Genomic DNA, 19,352 nt, shown 5'->3' with positions numbered 1-19,352 from the left:
TGTAATCTCCTTTTCTTCCAAATTTCAATACACATCACGTTGATAGCGTTTATTCTGTTGCATATCTTCTAGATAAGCTTGCGCATCAGCATGGCTCATATTGCCTTCTTTTTCAATGATCTCAATAAGCGTATTATGGACATCATGTGCCATGTTTTTCTCGTCACCGCAAATGTATACAGCTGCTCCTTTTTGAAGCCATTCGTATAATTCCTCGCTTTGCTCGCGCATCCGGTCTTGAACATACACTTTTTCATCCGTATCGCGGGAAAAGGCCACATCCATTTTCGTAAGTACACCTGTTTTCAACCACTTTTGCCATTCAGTTTGATAAAGGAAATCCGTCACGAAATGCTGATCTCCGAAAAAGAGCCACGTTTTCCCTTTCGCTTCCGATTCTTCGCGATCCTGGATAAAGGATCTAAACGGGGCAATGCCCGTTCCCGGTCCAACCATGATAATTGGCGTATCTGGGTTCTTTGGCTGCTTAAAGTTCTGGTTATGCTGAATGTAAATGGGCAGCACGTCCCCTGGCTGTAATCTGTCCGCACATAAAATCGAGCAGACCCCTTTTCTTTCCCGCCCATGACTTTCATACCGAACAGCTCCGATTGTCAAATGCACTTCATCCGGATAGGCGGATAAGCTACTCGCAATCGAATACAGACGGGCTGGCATTTTCCGAAGGATCGATACAAACTCTTGCGCCGATTCACCCCATGAACCAAAATCACGGACAAAATCAAGCAAATCACGGCCTTCTCGATATTCTTTCAACCTTTCTTCATTACCAGGCTTTAAAAGCTCCTTTAAATCCTCGTTACCAGAAAGCTGTGCCGCTTGTTCAATGAGCGATTTGGTCAATACCGTTATTTCAAAGTCGGAGATGAGCGATTCCCTAAGCTGACGAAGTTCCCCCTGCTTATTGACCTTCACGGTTTCTTCAGGATCCCAATCCAGTTCCATAAGAAGCATATCCACTAAGTCCGAATCATTTTTCGGATAAATGCCAAGGCTGTCACCAGGTTCGAATGTAAGGCCTGAGCCTTCAAGAGATAACTCAAGATGATGAGTTTCTTTATTCGATCCACGGCCGTTCAAATTTATATTTTCCAACACTTCCGCTTTAAACGGATTTGTTCTCGAATAAGAAGTTTGTTCACCTACAGAAGCATTTGCTGCGGGAACTGCAGCAGCAGAACCGACTTGCCCTTCACTTAAACTGGAAATGACTCCTTCCAGCCATTCGGAAGCAGGCTCATCATAATCAAGGTCACAGTCCATACGCGGAAATAACCGTGTCCCCCCAAGTTCCTCCAAGCGTTTATCGAATTGTTTTCCCGTTTCACAGAAAAACTCATATGAGCTGTCCCCAAGCGCCAATACCGAATAGCGGAGACCCTCAAGGCTTGGTGCCCTCCTGCCATGAAGGTACTCATGGAAAGACAATGTATTATCCGGCGGATCACCTTCTCCATGCGTGCTAACGGCAATCAGAAGATTTTCGATTTTTTTCAAATTGTTGACTTTAAAGTCACTCATGGAAGAAATGGTAACCTGAAAGCCATTACCCTCAAGCTTACTCGCCGCATTTTCTGCCAGCCCTTGAGCATTGCCCGTCTGTGAACCATACAGGATGGTCACTTCTTTTGATATTGTCTTCCCGCCGCCTTGAGCTTCCAATACTGGGGCCTCGGCTGAACTTGAGTTCGAAACTGACAAAGATGCAGTCAGATAACCGCTCAACCAAATTTTTTGTGTTTCGTTCAAGCTTGGCAGCAGGCTGTTAAGGAGTTCTGCTTGCTCTTGAATAAAGGGACTGTTACTTACCTGAAGTTGCACGATTTCCACCTCACAAAGGATATTAACTTATCTTAGTTGATTATTATGTATAACGAGTGGGTTTAAAAATTTTATTTCGATCCATAAATTAATTAACTCGTTTACTCCTATAGACCAAGTCGGTTTTAACTGCAAAAAAAATGAAAAATACAGTTATATAGGTTCATAGCACGCAACAAAGGACAATAGCTTTCCCAGCCTATACTCTTCCTAAAATAAGTTTCTCATTAAAACTTTACTGGAAGGTACATCATTAGTAAAATATATATAATTTATTATAACTATTAAAAATATTAATAATAAGGAGAAATTTCTATGTACTATGATGCTTTAAAAACATTTGTGACCCTTGTGGAAGTCAAGAATTTTACAAAAACAGCAGAAATTCTACTTATGTCGCAACCAAGTGTTAGTTTACATATTAAAAAATTAGAAGAAGAGTTCCAAACCAAATTATTCCTCCGTTCTCCTAAATTTTTGAAAGTCACCTTAACGGGAGAAATTCTTTACGACCGGGCCAAGCAAATGATCACAATCTATGAACAGACCAGACAAGACATACAGGAACACGATAGGTCCATCAAGGGCGAATTAAAGATAGGTGCGAGTTTTACAATAGGAGAGTATATCCTTCCTTCTTTACTCATCGACCTTCAAGAGGAATATCCTGAACTTGAACTTCAAGTGGTAATTGGGAACACGGAAGAAATCGTTCAAGCCGTTCGGCTATACAAAGTGGATATTGGTTTAATCGAAGGTCAAACTAACGAAAAAGAGCTTTCTGTTCACCCATTCATGCAAGATGAGCTATTCATTGTGTCTTCTAACAATCATGGACTTGCTAATAAAGACGATGTGGAGATTACTGATTTACATGACCAAGCATGGGTAACGAGGGAAGTTGGATCTGGTACAAGAGAATACCTTAACCATGTCATACGTTCAAATGGTTTGAAAATTAAATCGATACTCACGATAAGCAGCAATCAAGGAATTAAAGAAACACTTATAAAAAACGGATCAGGGCTGGCCCTGCTTTCCCGAAGTGTCATTGAAAGGGATGTACAAAATAAAATCCTTTCTATCATTCAGGTAAAAGATGAATCCTTTAACAGGACACTTTCTTACGTCTATTCCCCCATTATGAAAGATAAAAAAAATGTAAAGACTTTTATAACTGAATTAAACAAAAAGTGGCCCATGAAAGCAAAGCCTATAGGATGATCATTGCAAAGAAAATAAAATTCCAAAGATGGAGTTACTGACATGGTTTTTGATCTTATTTGTGATTTTATTAAACAATCATAAGCCTGATGACGTGAACATCGGCTTTATTATACTTAATAAGAAGTCTCAGTAAATCCAAACTTGTCATTCTCATGTACATTAACTTATAAACAATTGGGTATACGAATAAATAGAAGATTGTATAGATAAAAAATAATATGGGAGCGGGTTTTATGAATATTGAGATTAAAGAAGCAGCGATTGAACAACTATTAAAAGTGAATTATAAAGAGAATGAAGGTATTCGTATCGAAGCCATTTATGTTGGGAGCTGTTCAATTTATGTGGAACATGAATTGAAAATTGATAATAAGAACGAAGATGATGAGAGATTCATAATTGCTGGAGTCCCCATATTAATTTCAAGTGAGTCTAAAAAGCATCTTCCGGATAAAGTCTTCCTCAATTACAGTGACGGACTTGGATATAAATTATATTCAGACGATGAAACATTGAGGTATAATCTCCAATTGAAGAGAGTGAATTAAAAAAATGAATATAGTAAAAAGCCCTTCTGTTTCAGTAGGGCTCAGACTGTAGACAAACTCGATGAAAATCGAGTTTGTCTATTTTTATGGCTTGTACAATTTGGACGTTGATTTCCACTCCAGGCACTCGCTTTCCGCGGGCGGTCGGGGAGCCTCCTCGGCTTTCGCCTGCGGGGTCTCCCCTAGACGCGCTTTTCCCGCAGGAGTCTCGTACCTTCCGTTCCAATCAACTTTGTCTTACCTTTTAGATAGAACACTTTTGCCTGGAGTCATGTTTGTTTTAAAATAGAAGTATTAAAACTTGAGGTGATGAGGATGCTTTCTAAACATGATTCTATTCAGCGAGATCAACTTGAAATGATTACTTTAGATCAATTGGTGCCACCGAACCATTTGGTTCGTAAAATGGAGGCTGCCATTGACTTCACTTTCATTTATGACTTGGTGAAAGATATGTATTCAGAGGTAGGACGCCCAAGTATTGATCCAGTTATTTTAGTTAAACTGACTTTCATTCAATATACCTTCGGTATTCGTTCCATGCGTAAAACGATTGAAGAAGTTGAAACCAATATGGCTTACCGTTGGTTCTTAGGCTATGGTTTCCATGATAAAGTACCTCATTTCTCTACGTTCGGGAAAAATTATGAGCGACGCTTCAAAGATACAGATCTGTTTGAACAGATTTTCTATCGCATTTTAATGACAGCTGCTAATAAAAAGTTAATAAGTGCTGAACACGTTTTCGTGGATTCCACACATGTGAAAGCCAGTGCGAATAAACGGAAATTTGAAAAGAAAATCGTTCGTAAAGAAACACGAGCGTATCAAGGACGTCTTCAAGAAGAAATCAATCAAGATCGTGAAAACCATGGAAAAAAGCCTTTTCCACCAGATAAATTTGATAAAGAAGAGACCAAAGAGATTAAAGAAAGTACAACGGATTCTGAGAGTGGCTACTATGTGAAAGATGAACGAACAAAACAGTTTGCCTATTCATTCCACGCGGCCGCAGACCGCAACGGTTTTGTATTGGGAACGATTGTAACACCTGGAAATACACATGACAGTCAGATCTTAGAGCCACTAGTTGAACAAGTGATTGAGAAAGTTGGAAAACCGGAAGCCGTTGCCGCAGATGCAGCTTATAAAACACCAGCGATTACAAGCTACCTATTTAACAAAGAAATCATACCGGCTTTACCTTATACACGTCCTCGCACCAAAGAAGGATTTTTCCGCAAACAGGACTATGTATACGATGAACATTTTGATTGTTACCTTTGCCCTTCGGGCGAAACTTTAAAGTACTCAACAACAAATAAAGAGGGCTATCGCGAGTACAAATCGCCAAAACAAATTTGTACAACATGCTCATTTTTATCTCGGTGTACAGAAAGCAAAGACTGTCAAAAAGTGGTGACACGGCATATCTGGCAAACACATGTGGAAGAAGCAGATCATCTGCGTCATCATCAAGATGTAAAACCTATATATGCAAAACGTAAAGAAACGATTGAGCGTGTATTCGCAGATGCAAAAGAAAAGCATGGTATGCGTTGGACTACTTTAAGGGGACTTAAAAAATTGTCGATGCAGGCGATGCTTACTTTCGCTGCCATTAATTTAAAGAAGATGGCCAATTGGACATGGCAAGGTCCAAAAATGGCCTAACATAGTGGGCTCGTAGAGCCCCAATCTCTAAACTTTAGGCGAAAATTCAAAGGGAATTTCAAAAGGGGTTCAGAATTTTTTAATTCCGAACCCCTTTTGTCTACAAACTGAGCCCTTCTGTTTCAGTAGGGCTTTTTTTGGTCATAGATTTTATTTCCCATAGGATAGCACTGCACTAACTGCTCCATTACCAGGAAAATGCTTTAACAAGTACTTTTATCTATTAATTGATTCAATGTTATTTTACAAATTAATAATGACCGAAAGTTTAAAGAATGATTGTTATTATTCTTCCATTCTTCTGGACTCGAGGTGCCGCTCCAGCTTCCTTTTTACCCGCTGAAGTGCATTATCGATCGTCTTTTTTTGAACATTCAGTTCCTTTGATATTTCTAAATAAGTTTTTCCTTTCAGGTACAAGTCCACAACACTGCTTTCCAACTCACTAAGGACTTCGGTTAAAATTAGCTCAATATCACAAATTTCTTCTGATTTTATTAAGATCGTGACTGGGTCATTTTGTCTCTGTTCAGGGATTAGATCAATTAGACCCTGTTCCGACTCCCCTTGATGGATAGGCATATACAATGAAACATAATTATTTAAGGGAGAATGCTTTTGGCGAATAGCCGCTTTTACGGCCGTTATGATTTGTCTTGTAATGCACAGTTCCGCAAATGACCTGAAAGACGCCTTTTTGCAATTTTTGTAGTCCCGAATGGCCTTATATAGCCCAATCATCCCTTCCTGAAAGACGTCTTCCTTATCTCCACCCGTTAAAAAATACTTCAATGCATTTGATTGAACGACACATCTGTATTTATTGATTAAAAAGTCCAGTGCATCCTCATCACCATTATGGATTTTCACTACCAACATTGCATCTTCCATATGAGTATAGTTTTCCATACGTTTCTTCTCGATGATTACACTCATTTATTTTCCTCCACTCACTTAATTGAGCCCCGATATAAAGAATGCATTATTACTTCAATGTATTAAAGTGCATTCAATATTATAATATCTCAGAAATGACGATAATGATATTCGCAAATAACGACATTTTTCAACAAAATCCAGATATTTATAACTAGAAACTTTCAGTCAGCTTTAATTGATTTGGTAAAGATTTCGTCATTATAGTCGTTTTGTTTAACTCCTTATCATTGACGGATATAGTTGTGCCGGCGGTTGTGGTAATTATGGTGGGGGTTCAGCATATGGCGGCTTATAAATAGCATGATTATAATAATAATCTTAAAGAACTATTCTGCACTAATGATTTAATAGAGCCTAACCAAAAGGAGAAGAACGAATCTATCCTACCTACATTAGCTTCAGATGGAAAATAAGGGTTGTATTTAAAACATCGTCTCTAAATTAGCTGATTTCATTTAAACCCTTCTTTCGTAAAATAAAAAAGCACCCTTCAAAGGATGCTAAAACATATTATTAACTCAGTCATAATATGGAGTACTAGAATTTAATTATTCGCCAATGCCCAGTATGTAGAAGATCCTAACTTAAGCATTCATAAGTCATTAAAGCGGTGGATTTTCCACACCTAAATGAATCCAATCTTCTTTTGGCGGTCCATAAACCCCAAAAGGTTTAATTCCTGCTTGACGCATCAGAACCGTAACTTGTCCGCGATGATGTACAATATGCTTGATTAGCCCCATAAGGATGGAAGCATTTGTTTCCTGTCTTCCGAACGCTTCTTGTATTTGTCCCAGGGATTCGTCTGTCCATTGTTGTTCAATAATTTTGGCTGCATGAGAACTTACATTTTTAAAAGTGATGGCAATTTCGCGGGCTGAAGATGGAACGTTTTCCGAACTTTCTATCCGGTCTATCTTTAACCCGAAATGAGCTAGATAATCTGGAATATTCGTGGTGAAATGCCACACAATTCTTCCTAAAGTGCGACCTTCAGGATAAACTTGTTGTTCTAAGGATTCATCAGTCAAACTATCCAAGACATTTTGAGTGAGTATGGCTTCTTTATTCCATTCTTTAATAAAATCTGAAATTGAAATATACATATAATACCTCCCCTATTTCGATTGATAATTACTTAAAGTATATTATAAAACATATGTTCCCACATTACAAATTCCTCATTAAACATGCAATAAATAATATCCATTCTAATTGGAAAACCATTGCTTTTGCTTTGTACTGGCCGCCTGGAAGTTTCGGTTACAAGTTTCCAAGAAAAACTGTTGAACTGTACTACCTCTTCTGCATTTTAAACCTTTAAGTCCAAAAAAGTATATTCATTTCAAGAGCTGAAATGGTTAACCCTGTTTAAATCGAATACTGGACGTTAAGTTTGTGACTGCAATTTTATGAAAGCGGTGCTCTACAAATATTCCTGGCACTAGCTATACACAACAGGAATCGCTACTTTATAATAGGGGGAAATCATGTTATTAATATATATAAATTCAGTATTGGTTAGGAGAAAAGCCATGCAAAATAAGCTTAGTATAGGAGAAATGGCGAAGTTGCGAGGTGTAACCGTTGATACATTGCGTCATTACGATAAAATTGGATTGCTAAAGCCTTATCATATTGACCCCGAAACTGGCTATCGTTATTACTCCATTTCCCAGTATGAGGTTCTCGGAACGATCAAAGAGTTAAGGAGCATCGGGTTTTCCTTAGAGGAAATCAAGCAATTTCTTACGAACCGCAATGTCAAAAAGTCGGTTCAATCACTTCAAAAATCAATGGCTAATATACAGGAAGAAATTAAGAAATTGCAACATATCCATAATATTTTGATGACACGATTATACAATATTGAACATTTCACAAACAGTTACAGCAATTCGGATATCGTGATAAAACAATTTGAAGAACGGGAATACATCCAGCTAGCCAGATCGGTAAGTTGGGCGGATACAGAAAACCTTTATTTTGGATATTTGGAGCTCGAAAACAAGATTGGTGGAATCATTCCTGCTTTGGCCAGCAATAAATTTGGAGATTTTATCAAGAAAGAGTATTTTGATGAAATTCGTCAATCATCTGACTTCTCCGCTAACCTAAGTGACTATCAATCTCAATCATTCATTCTTGTTCAGGATGAGGAGTCAGAGCAACCAACCCAAAAAATTGAAAATGGGCTATTTTTATGTTCCTATTATGGAGGACTCACAAGGGAGAAAATGCTAACCCAGCTAAAAAAGCTACTCCATCATTGCGATACTCATGACTATATTATTACCGGTGACGCCTTTCGAATTATGCAGGTTGACGTTTCTCTGACCGATCAATATGATGAAGCTTATTATGAAATACAAATTCCGATTAAAGAAAAAGTAACAAGTGAACAGCCTTCGAAATGAAAGTATTATCATTTCGATGGCTGTTTTTTTTGTATCGAAGCTGTTTACTCTGGTGTTAGACGAGACTTTATAATGGATTTATACATATTGAATGGAGTGATGCATTCCTAAATGAAAATAGTAAACCATTATTTTGAAAAATCATTTGGTTCTAAGGAGTGATACCTTTTATTAAAAAGTGTGAAATCAAAAAGACAAGGCCATGTTGTTCCTTGCATTATGCTACTCTTCTTTACCAACTCCTTTCTGCGGCCGATTAGAGGACAGGCAATTGTGAAAAAATGGTTAAAAACATTCAGTCATAGCTCAAGTTGTATCCGTTTACAAGTAGATACTATTTATGTTGGTTATCCTTAAAAACAAAAATGAGCCCAGACAAATAACCTTTCAATTAACTGAATATGCGGAATTTTTAATTAAACAATCCGAATAATCCAGTTATTCGTGAAGTGCACATTAATGAATGTGTACGATCGTTAGTAAAAAATTCACAAGGAGGATTGATTAATGTCGAATTCACCAACTCTTAAACGTACTCTTACTTTGAAGTATGTCGTCTTTTTCGGATTGGCTTTCATGGCTCCAAAAACGTTTTTCTCAACATATGGGGTTGCTGTAAACAGCACCAGCGGGATGATGCCAACGGCTTATGCTATTGCTTTAGTTGTCATGTTATTTACAGCTTATAGCTATGCCCAATTAGTGAAAGCGTTCCCAAAAGCAGGAGCAGCATATACGTTTACGCAAAAATCAATAAGTCCACATATAGGGTTTATCGTTGGTTGGACAATCATCATTGATTATATATTTAGCCCGATGATCAGCGCCCTAATCGTCGGAATTTCATTGAAAGCTTATTTTCCATCCATTCCGATGTTTGTTTGGATCATTTTATTTATTGTGATTATTACTGCTGTCAACATCCTTGGCATTAAATTAGCAGCGAAACTTAATACGTATATGCTTTTCTTGCAATTTTTATTGTTTGCACTATTTTTTATTTTGTCCATTAAAGGTCTTCTTGAAGGAAAAGGAGCAGGGATATTATTTTCCACCGTTCCCTTTTATGATCCTGAAATTAGCGCACCTGCTCTCCTATCTGTTATCCCTATTCTATGTTTTAGCTTTTTAGGCTTTGATGCAGTAACTACTCTGTCAGAGGAGACGAAGGACCCTACGAGAACGTTGCCAAAAGCGATCTATTTCATAACGATGATTGGCGGATTTTTATTCATCACAAGTTCTTATTTTGCACAACTAATTTATCCGGAGTTCCATTCTTTCACTAACCCTGAATCCGCCTATTTAGAGATCGCGATGTATATCGGCGGAAACATTTTTGTGAGCTTCTTTGTGGCAGTGGGGCTAACTTCCACCACAGCTTCAGCCGTGGCATCAGGAACGAGCGCCTCTCGTATTTTGTATGCGATGGGAAGGGAAAATGTATTGCCGAAAAAAATCTTCGGCTATCTATCACCGAAATACCGGACACCTGTGTTCAATATTCTACTCATTGGCGGGATTGCATTAAGCGCTCTTTTCTTAAATCTAACAACAGCTGCATCAATTATTAGTTTTGGTGCGTTATTTGCCTTTTTCTTTGTGAATCTTTCAGTTGTTTCTTACTATTTTTTTCAAAAGAAACAGAGATCTTTTAAAGGAACGATTCAATATTTGATTATCCCGCTTATTGGAGCAGCACTAATTGGATTGTTTTTCATAAATCTAGATAAACATTCACTAATACTAGGTGGAACTTGGCTTCTTATCGGATTTATTTATCTATTAAACTTAACGAAAATGTTTAGGCAGCCGCCTCCTGAGCTTGCCTTTGAGGAAGCTTAATAATAGAGCTATAAAAGAAGGGAATGATTGATGATGAGTCAACAAGTAGCTGACGTAATTATATCAAGTAATACTGTATTTACAGGTCTTTCCGACCAACCTGAACCCGCCTCCATTGCAATTAAGGACAACAAAATTGTTGCGATTGGTACTGAGGAAGAAATTAAACACTGCGCAGGTGAGCACACGAAAATCTATCAGTTTAAAGACCAATTAATTATGCCGGGATTCCATGATTTCCACCTTCATATCATGCAAGGTGCCGTTGCCCTCAATAGTGTCAATCTGTTCGCCGCTCGCTCAGAAGATGAAGCGCTGGAAATGATTGGCGAATTCGCCGAATCAAAACCGGAAAATCAATGGGTAATCGGATTTACTTGGGATGCAGGTTATTGGGATACACAACAATTACCGACTCGCCATTCATTGGATCATATTCTTCCAGACCGTCCGGCACTCATGTTTCACGCTGAAGGCCATTATGCATGGGTGAATACGAAAGCTTTGGAGATTGCTAATATTACTCGTCATTCGGAAAATCCTTTCTATGGCATTATAGGAAAAGATGAAAATGGCGAACCCAATGGTATTTTATATGAAAAAGCAATGGATGCGGTTATCCGCCATGCCTTTAATTTTTCAAATTCACAAAAAAATGAAATCTTCTCCAATTTCTTGGCACACGCAGCAAGCTTAGGGGTCACTTCTGTCAATGACTTACATGGTTTAAAGACAATAGAATCACTAGATGTTTTCAAAGAATTCGAAGACAACGGTAAATTAACAACGCGTATTCATTTATGGCCTGCATTAAATGGCGATCTTGGGCACTCCAAACAATTGCGAGAGACATATCTATCGGATAAGCTCCGTGTGTCGGGACTTAAACAATTTATCGATGGTGTCATTACCGCCCGTACAGCTTATCTACTCGAGCCTTATGCGGATCAACCAGAAACACGCGGTGAGACGTCTTTCCCTCCTGAAACGATCAAAAAATGGGTCGTTGATGCAGATAAAGAGGGCTTCAGCATTCGTTTTCATGCGATTGGAGATGGAGCAATCCGTCTTGCCTTAGATGCCTATGAGGAAGCGCAAAAGACAAATGGTAAACGAGATTCACGACATTCCGTCGAACACATTGAAGTTATTCATCCAGATGATATTCATCGTTTTAGTGAGCTGGGTGTTACGGTCTCAATGCAGCCAGATCACTTAGCTATGTCTGAAAGAGGTGTTTACACCGAACAAGTTGGTGCTGAACGAGAAAAGTATGTCTTCTCGATTAATACTTTGCAAAAAACCGGTGCGAAACTGGCTTTTGGAACGGACTTCCCAATTGATATTTTGAATCCGCTCCTCCAAATTTATCGTGCAGTAACGAGAATCGACAGCAGCGGAAAAACGGTATGGCATCCACATGAGTGCATCACACTTGCCGAAGCATTGAAAGCTTATACCAGTGGCCCAGCCTACGGTACATTTAGAGAGCAGGAATTAGGGACATTGGAAGCAGGTAAACTTGCTGATATTATCGTCTTGGAACGAAATCTCTTTGAAGTACTCGTGGAAGAAATACCAGATATAAAGGTACTGTTAACAATAGTTGACGGTCAAGTAGTTTATGATTATGCCGGGTCTTTAGTAAGATAAGTAAACGATTCGGAATAAGAGGATCAACTAGCGGATGTACATCTTTGTCATCAAACGTTTACTTAATATGCAACTTATTATTTTTATAAATTCAATAAGAAAATAGACCATTCTATGGAAAATAAAAACTATAGAAAAGTTGGGCATGGAGATCGGTCTGCTTTGCGGAATCAGTATGGGATTGGAATAAAGAATGACTATGATGGCCATTTAAATAGGGGGACTGATATATGAATAATTCAAACTCACCAACTCTTAAACGCTCACTTCCATTAAAATATGTTGTGTTTTTTGGTTTGGCCTTTATGGCCCCAACTACTTTGTTTTCAACATACGGAGTTGCTGTTCATAGCACGAACGGGATGATCACTACTGCTTATATCGTTGCCTTTATCGTTATGCTATTTACAGCCTACAGCTATGCGCAAATGGTCAAAGCCTTTCCAAAGGCGGGTGCAGCCTATACGTTTACGCAAAAATCCCTAAGTCCTCACATTGGTTTTCTCGTAGGTTGGACCATTATACTGGATTATATGTTCAGTCCAATGATCAGTGCTCTATTGTTAGGAATTGCAATGAAAGCCTATTTCCCTTTAATTCCTATGTACGTCTGGATTATTCTCTTTATCGTCACGGTTACGATTATAAATATTCTCGGTATTAAGGTAGCGGCTAAGCTTAATATGGGGCTTCTATTCTTGCAATTCGGAACACTTGCGTTGTTCATCATTTTTTCAATAAAGGGGCTTTTAAATGGTCAAGGTGCAGGAACGCTTTTTTCGATCCTCCCGTTTATTGATTCAAATATAAATATGCCGGGCTTCCTATCCATCATCCCTATTTTATGCTTTTCCTTTTTAGGATTTGATGCAGTAACAACTCTTTCTGAAGAAACGAAAAACCCGCGAAAATCCATACCTAGGGCCATTTATCTTGTAACAATCATTGGTGGATTATATTATTTTATCGGTTCGTACTTTTTACAGCTTGTCTGGCCTGACTATCAATCATTTAAAGCCCCGGAAGCTGCCTATATGGAAATTGCAATGTATATCGGGGGTAACTTTTTGATAAGTTATATGCTCGCTGAAGGAATCATGTCAAGTTTTTCATCAGCTATTGCGTCAGGAACAAGTGCTTCACGTATTTTATTTGCAATGGGACGTGAACGTGTACTTCCTGCCAAAATATTTGGATATCTTTCTCCTAAATATCGTACACCTGTCTTCAACATATTAATTATAGGAGGCGTTGCTCTAAGCGCACTTTTCTTAAGCCTTACAACTGCCGTATCTCTTATAAATTTTGGTGCATTATTCGCTTTTACTTTCGTTAATATTTCGGTTATCGCTCACTATTATTTCCGAAAAAAGCAGCGTTCCTTAATGGGGACCATTCGGTACCTTATCATTCCGTTAATTGGTGCTTCTCTTACAGGTTTCTTTTGGATAAAGTTAGACATCTATTCGTTAATACTGGGAGGAACTTGGTTTGCGATCGGATTTGTGTACCTTCTTAACCTTACAAAAATGTTTAGACAGCCGCCTCCTGAGCTTGCCATTGAACAAGCTTAATAATAGAAGCTATTCTATAGAATTGAAAGGAATGATAGATAATGAATCAACAACTAGCTGATGTAATTATTTCAAGTAATGCTGTATTTACAGGAATTTCTGATCAACCGGAGCCCGCCTCGATTGCGATTAAGGACAATAAAATCATTGCGGTTGGATCTGAAGAGGAGGTTAAACCTTATTCAGGCGAGGAAACCAAAATCCATCAATTTAATGACCAATTTATTCTACCGGGTTTTCATGATTTCCATCTTCACATGATGGATGGGGCTGTTTCGATGAATAGTGCCAATTTATTCCCAGCCCGTTCAGAAGATGAAGCGTTGGAAATGATTCGTGAATTTGCCGAATCGCGCCCGCAAGATCCTTGGATAATCGGCGCTTCATGGGATGCAGGATATTGGGATACGCAGCAATTACCGAATCGGTCTTCATTGGACCGCATTCTCCCCGACCGTCCGGTGCTTATGTTTCACGCCGAAGGTCATTACGCATGGGTAAATTCAAAGGCACTTGAAATCGCTAATATTACCCGTCATACGGAAAACCCTTCGTATGGAATGATTGGAAAAGACGAAAATGGGGAACCTAATGGTCTTTTATACGAAAAAGCAATGGAAGCGGTTATCCTCCATGCCTATGATTTTACAAAAGAACAAAAGAGAGAACTTTTCACGAATTTCCTCACTCATGCGGCTGGTTTAGGAGTAACATCCGTCCACGACTTATTCGCAATAGAAGCATTGGAAATGCTTAATGATTATGATGTTTTCAAAGAATTTGAAGACAATGGAGATTTAACTGCCCGCATTCATTTATGGCCAGCTTTAAATGGCAATCTTGAACGTGTCAAAAAATTACGAGATACGTATCAATCGGACAAACTTCGTGTGTCAGGACTTAAACAATTTATCGATGGCGTCATTACAGCCCGTACCGCGTATTTACTTGAACCTTATGCTGATCAACCGAATACACGAGGTGAATCATCGTTCCCTCCTGAAACAATCAAAAAATGGGTCGTTGATGCTGATAAAGAAGGCTTCAGCATTCGTTTTCATGCAATTGGCGACGGAGCGATTCGCCTTGCTTTAGATGCCTATGAGGAAGCGCAAAAGACAAACGGTAAACGAGATTCGCGTCATTCTGTTGAACACATTGAAGTGGTCCACCCTGATGATATTCATCGTTTCAAAGAGCTAGGCGTGACCGCTTCAATGCAGCCGGATCACTTTGCGATGTCTGAAAGAGGTGTTTATACCGAGCGGATTGGTACAGAACGAGAAAAGTATGTTTTCTCGATTAATACACTGCAAGAAGCCGGAGCGAAATTGGCATTCGGAACGGACTTCCCAATCGATACCCTTGATCCGCTTCTGCAAATCTATCGGGCAGTAACGAGAATCGACAGCAGCGGAAAAACGGTATGGCATCCACATGAGCGCATCACACTTGCCGAAGCATTGAAAGCTTATACAGCCGGATCAGCTTATGGTTCCTTTAGGGAGAAGGAATTGGGAACATTAGAAGTAGGAAAACTTGCTGATATCGTAGTATTAGAACGAAATCTCTTTGAAATACCAGTAGAAGAAATTCCCAATACAAAGGTACAGCTAACGATCGTAGATGGAAAAGTTGTTTTTGATCATACGACATCTTTAATCGAAAAGTAACATTAAAGGAGGATTCTACAACTGTGGAATCCTCTCAGACTGTAGACAAACTCCAAATCGAGTTTGTCCTTTTTTATGACTTGTACAATTTGGACGTTGATTGGAACGTAGGGCACTCGCTTTCCGCGGGCGGGCGGGGAGCCTCCTCGGCTTTCGCCTGTGGGGTCTCCCTAGGCGCGCTTTTCCCGCAGGAGTATCGTTCACCCGCTCCAATCAACTTTGACTTACCTTTTAGATAGAACACTTTTGCCTAGAGTCTTTTTTGTTTTAGGCTATTTCCACATACTTTGTTGCTATTTACCAGGTAGTGAGTTGTGGTTGATTTCCCCTCCAGATGCTCGCTTTCCGCGGGGCGGGCGGTGAGCCTCCTCGGCGTAAACGCCTGTGGGGTCTCACCTGTCCCGCTGCTCCCGCAGGAGTCTCGCACTTCCGCTCCAATCAACCTTAAATAGTTTCGTTTTAAAAACATCAATCTTTACGAAAAGAGCCTTGTTTTAAAATAGATCTATTAAAAACTTGAGGTGATGAGGATGCTTTCGGAACATCATTCTATTCAACGAGATCAACTTGAAATGATTACTTTAGACCAACTGGTGCCGGCGAACCAGTTGGTTCGTAAAATCTCAATTAAAGAGAGACGTATTGGCGTATAGCGATGAAGCACCGCCAGAGTGAACAAATAGAATGTTATCCTCCGGCTTAAAGGTGCCTTTTTGTATTAAATCGATGAGTCCTGCTGCCGCTTTCCCCGTATATACCGGATCCAGCAGTATCCCTTCCGTTCTTGCCATTAGCTTGACTGCTTCCACCATTTCAGGTGTAGGCAAAGCATAACCCGGGCCGACATACTCATCAAAACACGTAACAGCCTCACGAGGAATTGAATTCGGAATGCCGATATGTGTTAAAGTTTCCTTAACAAGCTGAAAAACTTTCTCTTCTTGTACAGCTTTCCCTCTGCTTACGTTTATTCCAATTACCGATACTCCACTGTGATTTCCATGAAATCCTGCCACCAAACCAGCATGCATTCCTCCACTGCCGCTTACACAAATAACTGATTTCAAATCAATTCCTTGCTCAAAGGACTGGGCCAAGATCTCCTGAGCACATGCAACGTATCCCGTCGCACCAATGACATTGGATCCCCCAACCGGGATGATGTAAGGTTGATGTCCTTTCTCTGTCACCTCTTTAGCCACTTTTTGCATTTCTTGCATTAAGTCAGCTCCATTAGGCACTACTTTGATTTGTTCAGCGCCTAATAAATGGTAGAGAAAATAGTTACCATTAAAATCCGGTTCAGAATTTGAAAGGCCCTCTTCCAACACTAGGATGCATTTCATTTTCTCTTTAACCGCAGCAGCTAGTGTCAAGCGGCAATGATTGGATTGAATGCCTCCACATGTAATCAATGTATCCGCGCCTTTGTCCAATGCATCGGCAACAAGGAATTCCAGTTTCCTTGTTTTATTTCCGCCTGCCGTCAGACCAAGCATATCGTCTCGTTTAACGTAAATGGATGGGCCCCCAAGAACTTCAGAAAAATGATCTAGTCTCTCAACTGGTGTATATGTCGGTGTATATCGTTTCCTGGGAAATTGTGCTAAGTTCATTAATAACTCCTCCTGCTTCCTCTATGTATATTAAAGAAAGAAAATATCAATCTGATATTCTCTTTCGTTTAAAATAAGCTTCGTTTTCAATCATAGCATCTTTATGTAATCGAGCAACATGAATCACCCTTCTAGCATGGTTATCTGTTAAAAAGAATTTTCATATCCATCATTCGTCAGGGCAAAATGATATCAAAACCTACTATTAGTGCTTCCCCTTATTCTATGACCACCTTTTTTCCGCAAAAGTATCAGGCAGTTTCCCAGTTACAGCATGGGTGGGGGCTCCCCTGATTTATCCCCTGCCAATATGGACAGATAGCCTTTTGAGCGTCTTTAGTAATAAATAGTTTCATCCATCCCATTGAATTTTATAAATAATAAAAAGTATGAAGCGTTGAAATGACTTCACTCGTTTTTTAAGATAAAATAAATATACTTTTATATTTTTCAAGAAACACCATGGAAACCAGTCACTATCAATATAGTACAGAACAATATAGAACATTATTATTCTAAGCCCTTAAGGGAAGCTATATTTTTTGTTATTATAAATGCGATCATTGAAGGGATATTTTTACCCGGAGTCCGTTTAACGGAAGATGATATCGCCCAGCAATTCAATTGTAGCCGTACACCGGTTTGTGAAGCTTTGGGAAATTGGAACAGGAAAATTTGCTTCAGGTGAAACCTGTGCATAGGGATGGTCATATCCAATGTGGATATTGAACTTTTGCAGGAGGAATTGGAAATCAGAAAAATGCTCGAAAACCATTCTATACAAAAAGACTGTGAAGGAATTACGGAAGAGGAGAAAAAGACTGGAATGGGCAACGGATAAACTGCAATAAGCAATAAATAAAAATGACCGAATAGCGAAATTCGTGCAAACATTGAATTTCACCGCTTATTATATTCCTACTCGAGAAATACCTTTCTCCAAAAGACTACAGATTCATCATGGCTTTCTTTTCGAATTTCCTTTTTATCGGCCCGTAACGAGGATGTTACATTGGTTGATAAATCTTGATATGAGAAACGAAACAACGAGCACTTACAGTTAATCCAGGCAATTCGTGACAAAGATGTAGAAAAATCAATAAAGGACAATACGATCCATATTGATGTTAAATTTTTCACTTTTATTCGAACCGTACAAGGCCATGGTTGAAGTCCCCTTCCCGACCATTGCCTTGTATGCTTTTTACGGTTGCGCTTCTAGGTAGTTAATCAGCTGATTAGGTGGGAAAACGGCTAGGTTTTTCGATTGAATGACCCTTGGGGTTCTTATTTCTAATTATGTAAGTTCCAATTGCCCAGACAATTCATCCAAACACCTTTTGATGATCATTGTTACTTGTTTACTCATCAAAACGTTCCAGCAATTCAATAATCACTTTAAAGGTCGCTTTTGTATCCATATAGGCATACCGGCCTTTTCCGTTAAAAAAGTTTCCTGTCTGTATGACCGGATAGCCCATTTCTTCCAGCATCTTCATTTTAGCCTCCATGTCTTTGACGACAAAAGAGATGTGGTGAACACCCTCACCATATGTTTCAAGATGATCTTTTCACGTACTGGGTGATTCGCCAGGCTCGATCAATTCAATTTGAATGAACGGAGTATTGATGAACATATATTTTGATTTGCCTTCAGTGGGCTTCCCTTTGTAAATCACGTTTGTAATATCGGATGAACCAGAATGGATGATGGGAGGTTTTTCAACACCCAACAACTTACAATATGCATCTGAAGCCGCATCAAGGTCTTTGACAACAAACGCAAGCTGTTCCACTTTGTTAGTCCCTAGTAGCGGTTGAATGCTGTCATCTTCCGGTCTTTCCCATGCCGTTACTCTTGGCTCCGCACTTTCAAGCAGTTCAACTAACGTTTTGTGATCATCTAGTGTATCCACATATACATATCGGCCGTCACTTGAAGTGAATTCACCCGTTTGCAAAGCTGGGTAACCATTTTTCTCCATGATTGGCAGCCTCTTTTGGATAGAGTCCACATCAAAAGCTATATGGTGGATCCCTTCACCTACTTCATCCAGGAACTCACGCATCGTTCCTGGATTTTTATCGGGTTCTATTAGTTCAAATTGGACGGTCGGTGTATTCAGGAAAGCCAGTTTGGATTGCGATTCCGTTGGTACACCTCTAAAAGTGACTTTCGAAACAGAACTGTCACCAGTTAGAAATGGTTCTGCCTTCTTAATGCCCAGCAGTCTTGTGAAAGCTATATTAGCAGCTTCAATATCTTTTACAACAAATGCGAGTTGATTAATATTCCTATTGCCCAATAGTGATTCAGCCATACTAATAAACCTACTTCCCATAG

The 19,352-nt window shown here is 39.2% G+C and carries 14 protein-coding genes and 1 pseudogene; 9 read left to right on the top strand and 6 right to left on the bottom strand.

Features of this window, described 5'->3' with window-relative positions; genetic code table 11:
- Positions 1–24: 24 nt before the first annotated feature.
- On the bottom strand, positions 25–1,842 hold the full coding sequence (locus MHB45_RS09010) for an assimilatory sulfite reductase (NADPH) flavoprotein subunit (protein WP_072272927.1): 1,818 nt from the start codon (positions 1,840–1,842) through the stop codon (positions 25–27).
- 315 nt (positions 1,843–2,157) lie between these two features.
- Here MHB45_RS09010 and MHB45_RS09005 point away from each other — a divergent pair, with 315 nt between their 5' ends.
- From MHB45_RS09005 to MHB45_RS08995, 3 genes are all read left to right on the top strand, one after another.
- Positions 2,158–3,066 carry a LysR family transcriptional regulator gene (locus MHB45_RS09005; protein ID WP_048681546.1) on the top strand — a complete coding sequence of 303 codons (909 nt, stop codon included), beginning with the start codon at positions 2,158–2,160 and terminating at the stop codon, positions 3,064–3,066.
- A 236-nt stretch (positions 3,067–3,302) separates the two neighbouring features.
- Positions 3,303–3,617: an iron-sulfur cluster biosynthesis family protein gene (locus tag MHB45_RS09000; protein WP_048681548.1), complete on the top strand. Its 315-nt coding sequence runs from the start codon at positions 3,303–3,305 to the stop codon at positions 3,615–3,617.
- A gap of 315 nt (positions 3,618–3,932) precedes the next feature.
- On the top strand, positions 3,933–5,291 hold the full coding sequence (locus MHB45_RS08995; RefSeq protein ID WP_072272405.1) for an IS1182 family transposase: 1,359 nt from the start codon (positions 3,933–3,935) through the stop codon (positions 5,289–5,291).
- Between the two features lie 285 nt (positions 5,292–5,576).
- Here the strand turns inward: MHB45_RS08995 and sigH are convergent, their stop codons facing one another.
- The gene (sigH, locus tag MHB45_RS08990) at positions 5,577–6,227 is read right to left on the bottom strand and encodes an RNA polymerase sporulation sigma factor SigH (RefSeq protein WP_072272925.1); all 651 of its coding nucleotides are present in this window, start codon (positions 6,225–6,227) and stop codon (positions 5,577–5,579) included.
- A 605-nt stretch (positions 6,228–6,832) separates the two neighbouring features.
- A complete protein-coding gene (locus MHB45_RS08985; protein WP_048683816.1) occupies positions 6,833–7,336 on the bottom strand; it encodes a DinB family protein in 504 nt (167 codons plus the stop codon).
- A 429-nt stretch (positions 7,337–7,765) separates the two neighbouring features.
- On the opposite strand from MHB45_RS08985, the gene MHB45_RS08980 reads away from it, so the two are divergent.
- The 5 genes from MHB45_RS08980 to MHB45_RS08960 all read left to right on the top strand — a co-directional run bounded on the left by MHB45_RS08980 (position 7,766) and on the right by MHB45_RS08960 (position 15,392).
- Positions 7,766–8,647, top strand: a complete 882-nt coding sequence (locus tag MHB45_RS08980) for a MerR family transcriptional regulator (protein ID WP_142398470.1) — start codon at positions 7,766–7,768, stop codon at positions 8,645–8,647.
- Between the two features lie 507 nt (positions 8,648–9,154).
- On the top strand, positions 9,155–10,492 hold the full coding sequence (locus tag MHB45_RS08975) for an APC family permease (RefSeq protein WP_340907693.1): 1,338 nt from the start codon (positions 9,155–9,157) through the stop codon (positions 10,490–10,492).
- Between the two features lie 33 nt (positions 10,493–10,525).
- A complete protein-coding gene (locus tag MHB45_RS08970) occupies positions 10,526–12,145 on the top strand; it encodes an amidohydrolase (RefSeq protein WP_072273784.1) in 1,620 nt (539 codons plus the stop codon).
- A 230-nt stretch (positions 12,146–12,375) separates the two neighbouring features.
- On the top strand, positions 12,376–13,719 hold the full coding sequence (locus MHB45_RS08965) for an APC family permease (protein WP_340907691.1): 1,344 nt from the start codon (positions 12,376–12,378) through the stop codon (positions 13,717–13,719).
- A 41-nt stretch (positions 13,720–13,760) separates the two neighbouring features.
- On the top strand, positions 13,761–15,392 hold the full coding sequence (locus tag MHB45_RS08960; protein WP_048683831.1) for an amidohydrolase: 1,632 nt from the start codon (positions 13,761–13,763) through the stop codon (positions 15,390–15,392).
- Positions 15,393–16,015: 623 nt separating this feature from the next.
- On the opposite strand, the gene MHB45_RS08955 is transcribed toward MHB45_RS08960, so the two are convergent.
- Positions 16,016–17,008, bottom strand: a complete 993-nt coding sequence (locus MHB45_RS08955) for a D-cysteine desulfhydrase (RefSeq protein ID WP_048678816.1) — start codon at positions 17,006–17,008, stop codon at positions 16,016–16,018.
- A 433-nt stretch (positions 17,009–17,441) separates the two neighbouring features.
- Here MHB45_RS08955 and MHB45_RS28265 point away from each other — a divergent pair, with 433 nt between their 5' ends.
- Positions 17,442–17,696, top strand: coding sequence for a GntR family transcriptional regulator (locus MHB45_RS28265; protein ID WP_081088771.1), 255 nt, complete (start codon positions 17,442–17,444; stop codon positions 17,694–17,696).
- A gap of 673 nt (positions 17,697–18,369) precedes the next feature.
- On the opposite strand, the pseudogene MHB45_RS08950 reads toward MHB45_RS28265, so the two are convergent.
- Both MHB45_RS08950 and MHB45_RS08945 read right to left on the bottom strand, forming a co-directional pair.
- Positions 18,370–18,549 (bottom strand): annotated as a pseudogene (locus tag MHB45_RS08950) (VOC family protein); the annotation flags it as partial.
- A 30-nt stretch (positions 18,550–18,579) separates the two neighbouring features.
- Positions 18,580–19,329: a VOC family protein gene (locus MHB45_RS08945; RefSeq protein WP_318266046.1), complete on the bottom strand. Its 750-nt coding sequence runs from the start codon at positions 19,327–19,329 to the stop codon at positions 18,580–18,582.
- Between the last annotated feature and the right edge of the window lie 23 nt (positions 19,330–19,352).

The sequence above is a fragment of the Peribacillus sp. FSL K6-5616 genome, from assembly GCF_038008245.1.
In the GTDB taxonomy this organism is placed as follows: Bacteria; Bacillota; Bacilli; order Bacillales; family DSM-1321; genus Peribacillus; species Peribacillus frigoritolerans.
Note: the sequence above shows the minus strand (reverse complement) of the source record. Positions and strands in the feature narration are given on the sequence as shown.

Bases quoted from the DNA above. Each gene is read 5' to 3' on its own strand.
- MHB45_RS08985 (WP_048683816.1), bottom strand. From the start codon at position 7,336: ATGTATATTTCAATTTCAGATTTTATTAAAGAATGGAATAAAGAAGCC.
- MHB45_RS08965 (WP_340907691.1), top strand. From the start codon at position 12,376: ATGAATAATTCAAACTCACCAACTCTTAAACGCTCACTTCCATTAAAA.
- MHB45_RS08980 (WP_142398470.1), top strand. From the start codon at position 7,766: ATGCAAAATAAGCTTAGTATAGGAGAAATGGCGAAGTTGCGAGGTGTA.
- MHB45_RS08955 (WP_048678816.1), bottom strand. From the start codon at position 17,008: ATGAACTTAGCACAATTTCCCAGGAAACGATATACACCGACATATACA.
- MHB45_RS08975 (WP_340907693.1), top strand. From the start codon at position 9,155: ATGTCGAATTCACCAACTCTTAAACGTACTCTTACTTTGAAGTATGTC.
- MHB45_RS09000 (WP_048681548.1), top strand. From the start codon at position 3,303: ATGAATATTGAGATTAAAGAAGCAGCGATTGAACAACTATTAAAAGTG.
- sigH (WP_072272925.1), bottom strand. From the start codon at position 6,227: ATGAGTGTAATCATCGAGAAGAAACGTATGGAAAACTATACTCATATG.
- MHB45_RS08945 (WP_318266046.1), bottom strand. From the start codon at position 19,329: ATGGCTGAATCACTATTGGGCAATAGGAATATTAATCAACTCGCATTT.
- MHB45_RS08960 (WP_048683831.1), top strand. From the start codon at position 13,761: ATGAATCAACAACTAGCTGATGTAATTATTTCAAGTAATGCTGTATTT.
- MHB45_RS09005 (WP_048681546.1), top strand. From the start codon at position 2,158: ATGTACTATGATGCTTTAAAAACATTTGTGACCCTTGTGGAAGTCAAG.
- MHB45_RS08970 (WP_072273784.1), top strand. From the start codon at position 10,526: ATGAGTCAACAAGTAGCTGACGTAATTATATCAAGTAATACTGTATTT.
- MHB45_RS08995 (WP_072272405.1), top strand. From the start codon at position 3,933: ATGCTTTCTAAACATGATTCTATTCAGCGAGATCAACTTGAAATGATT.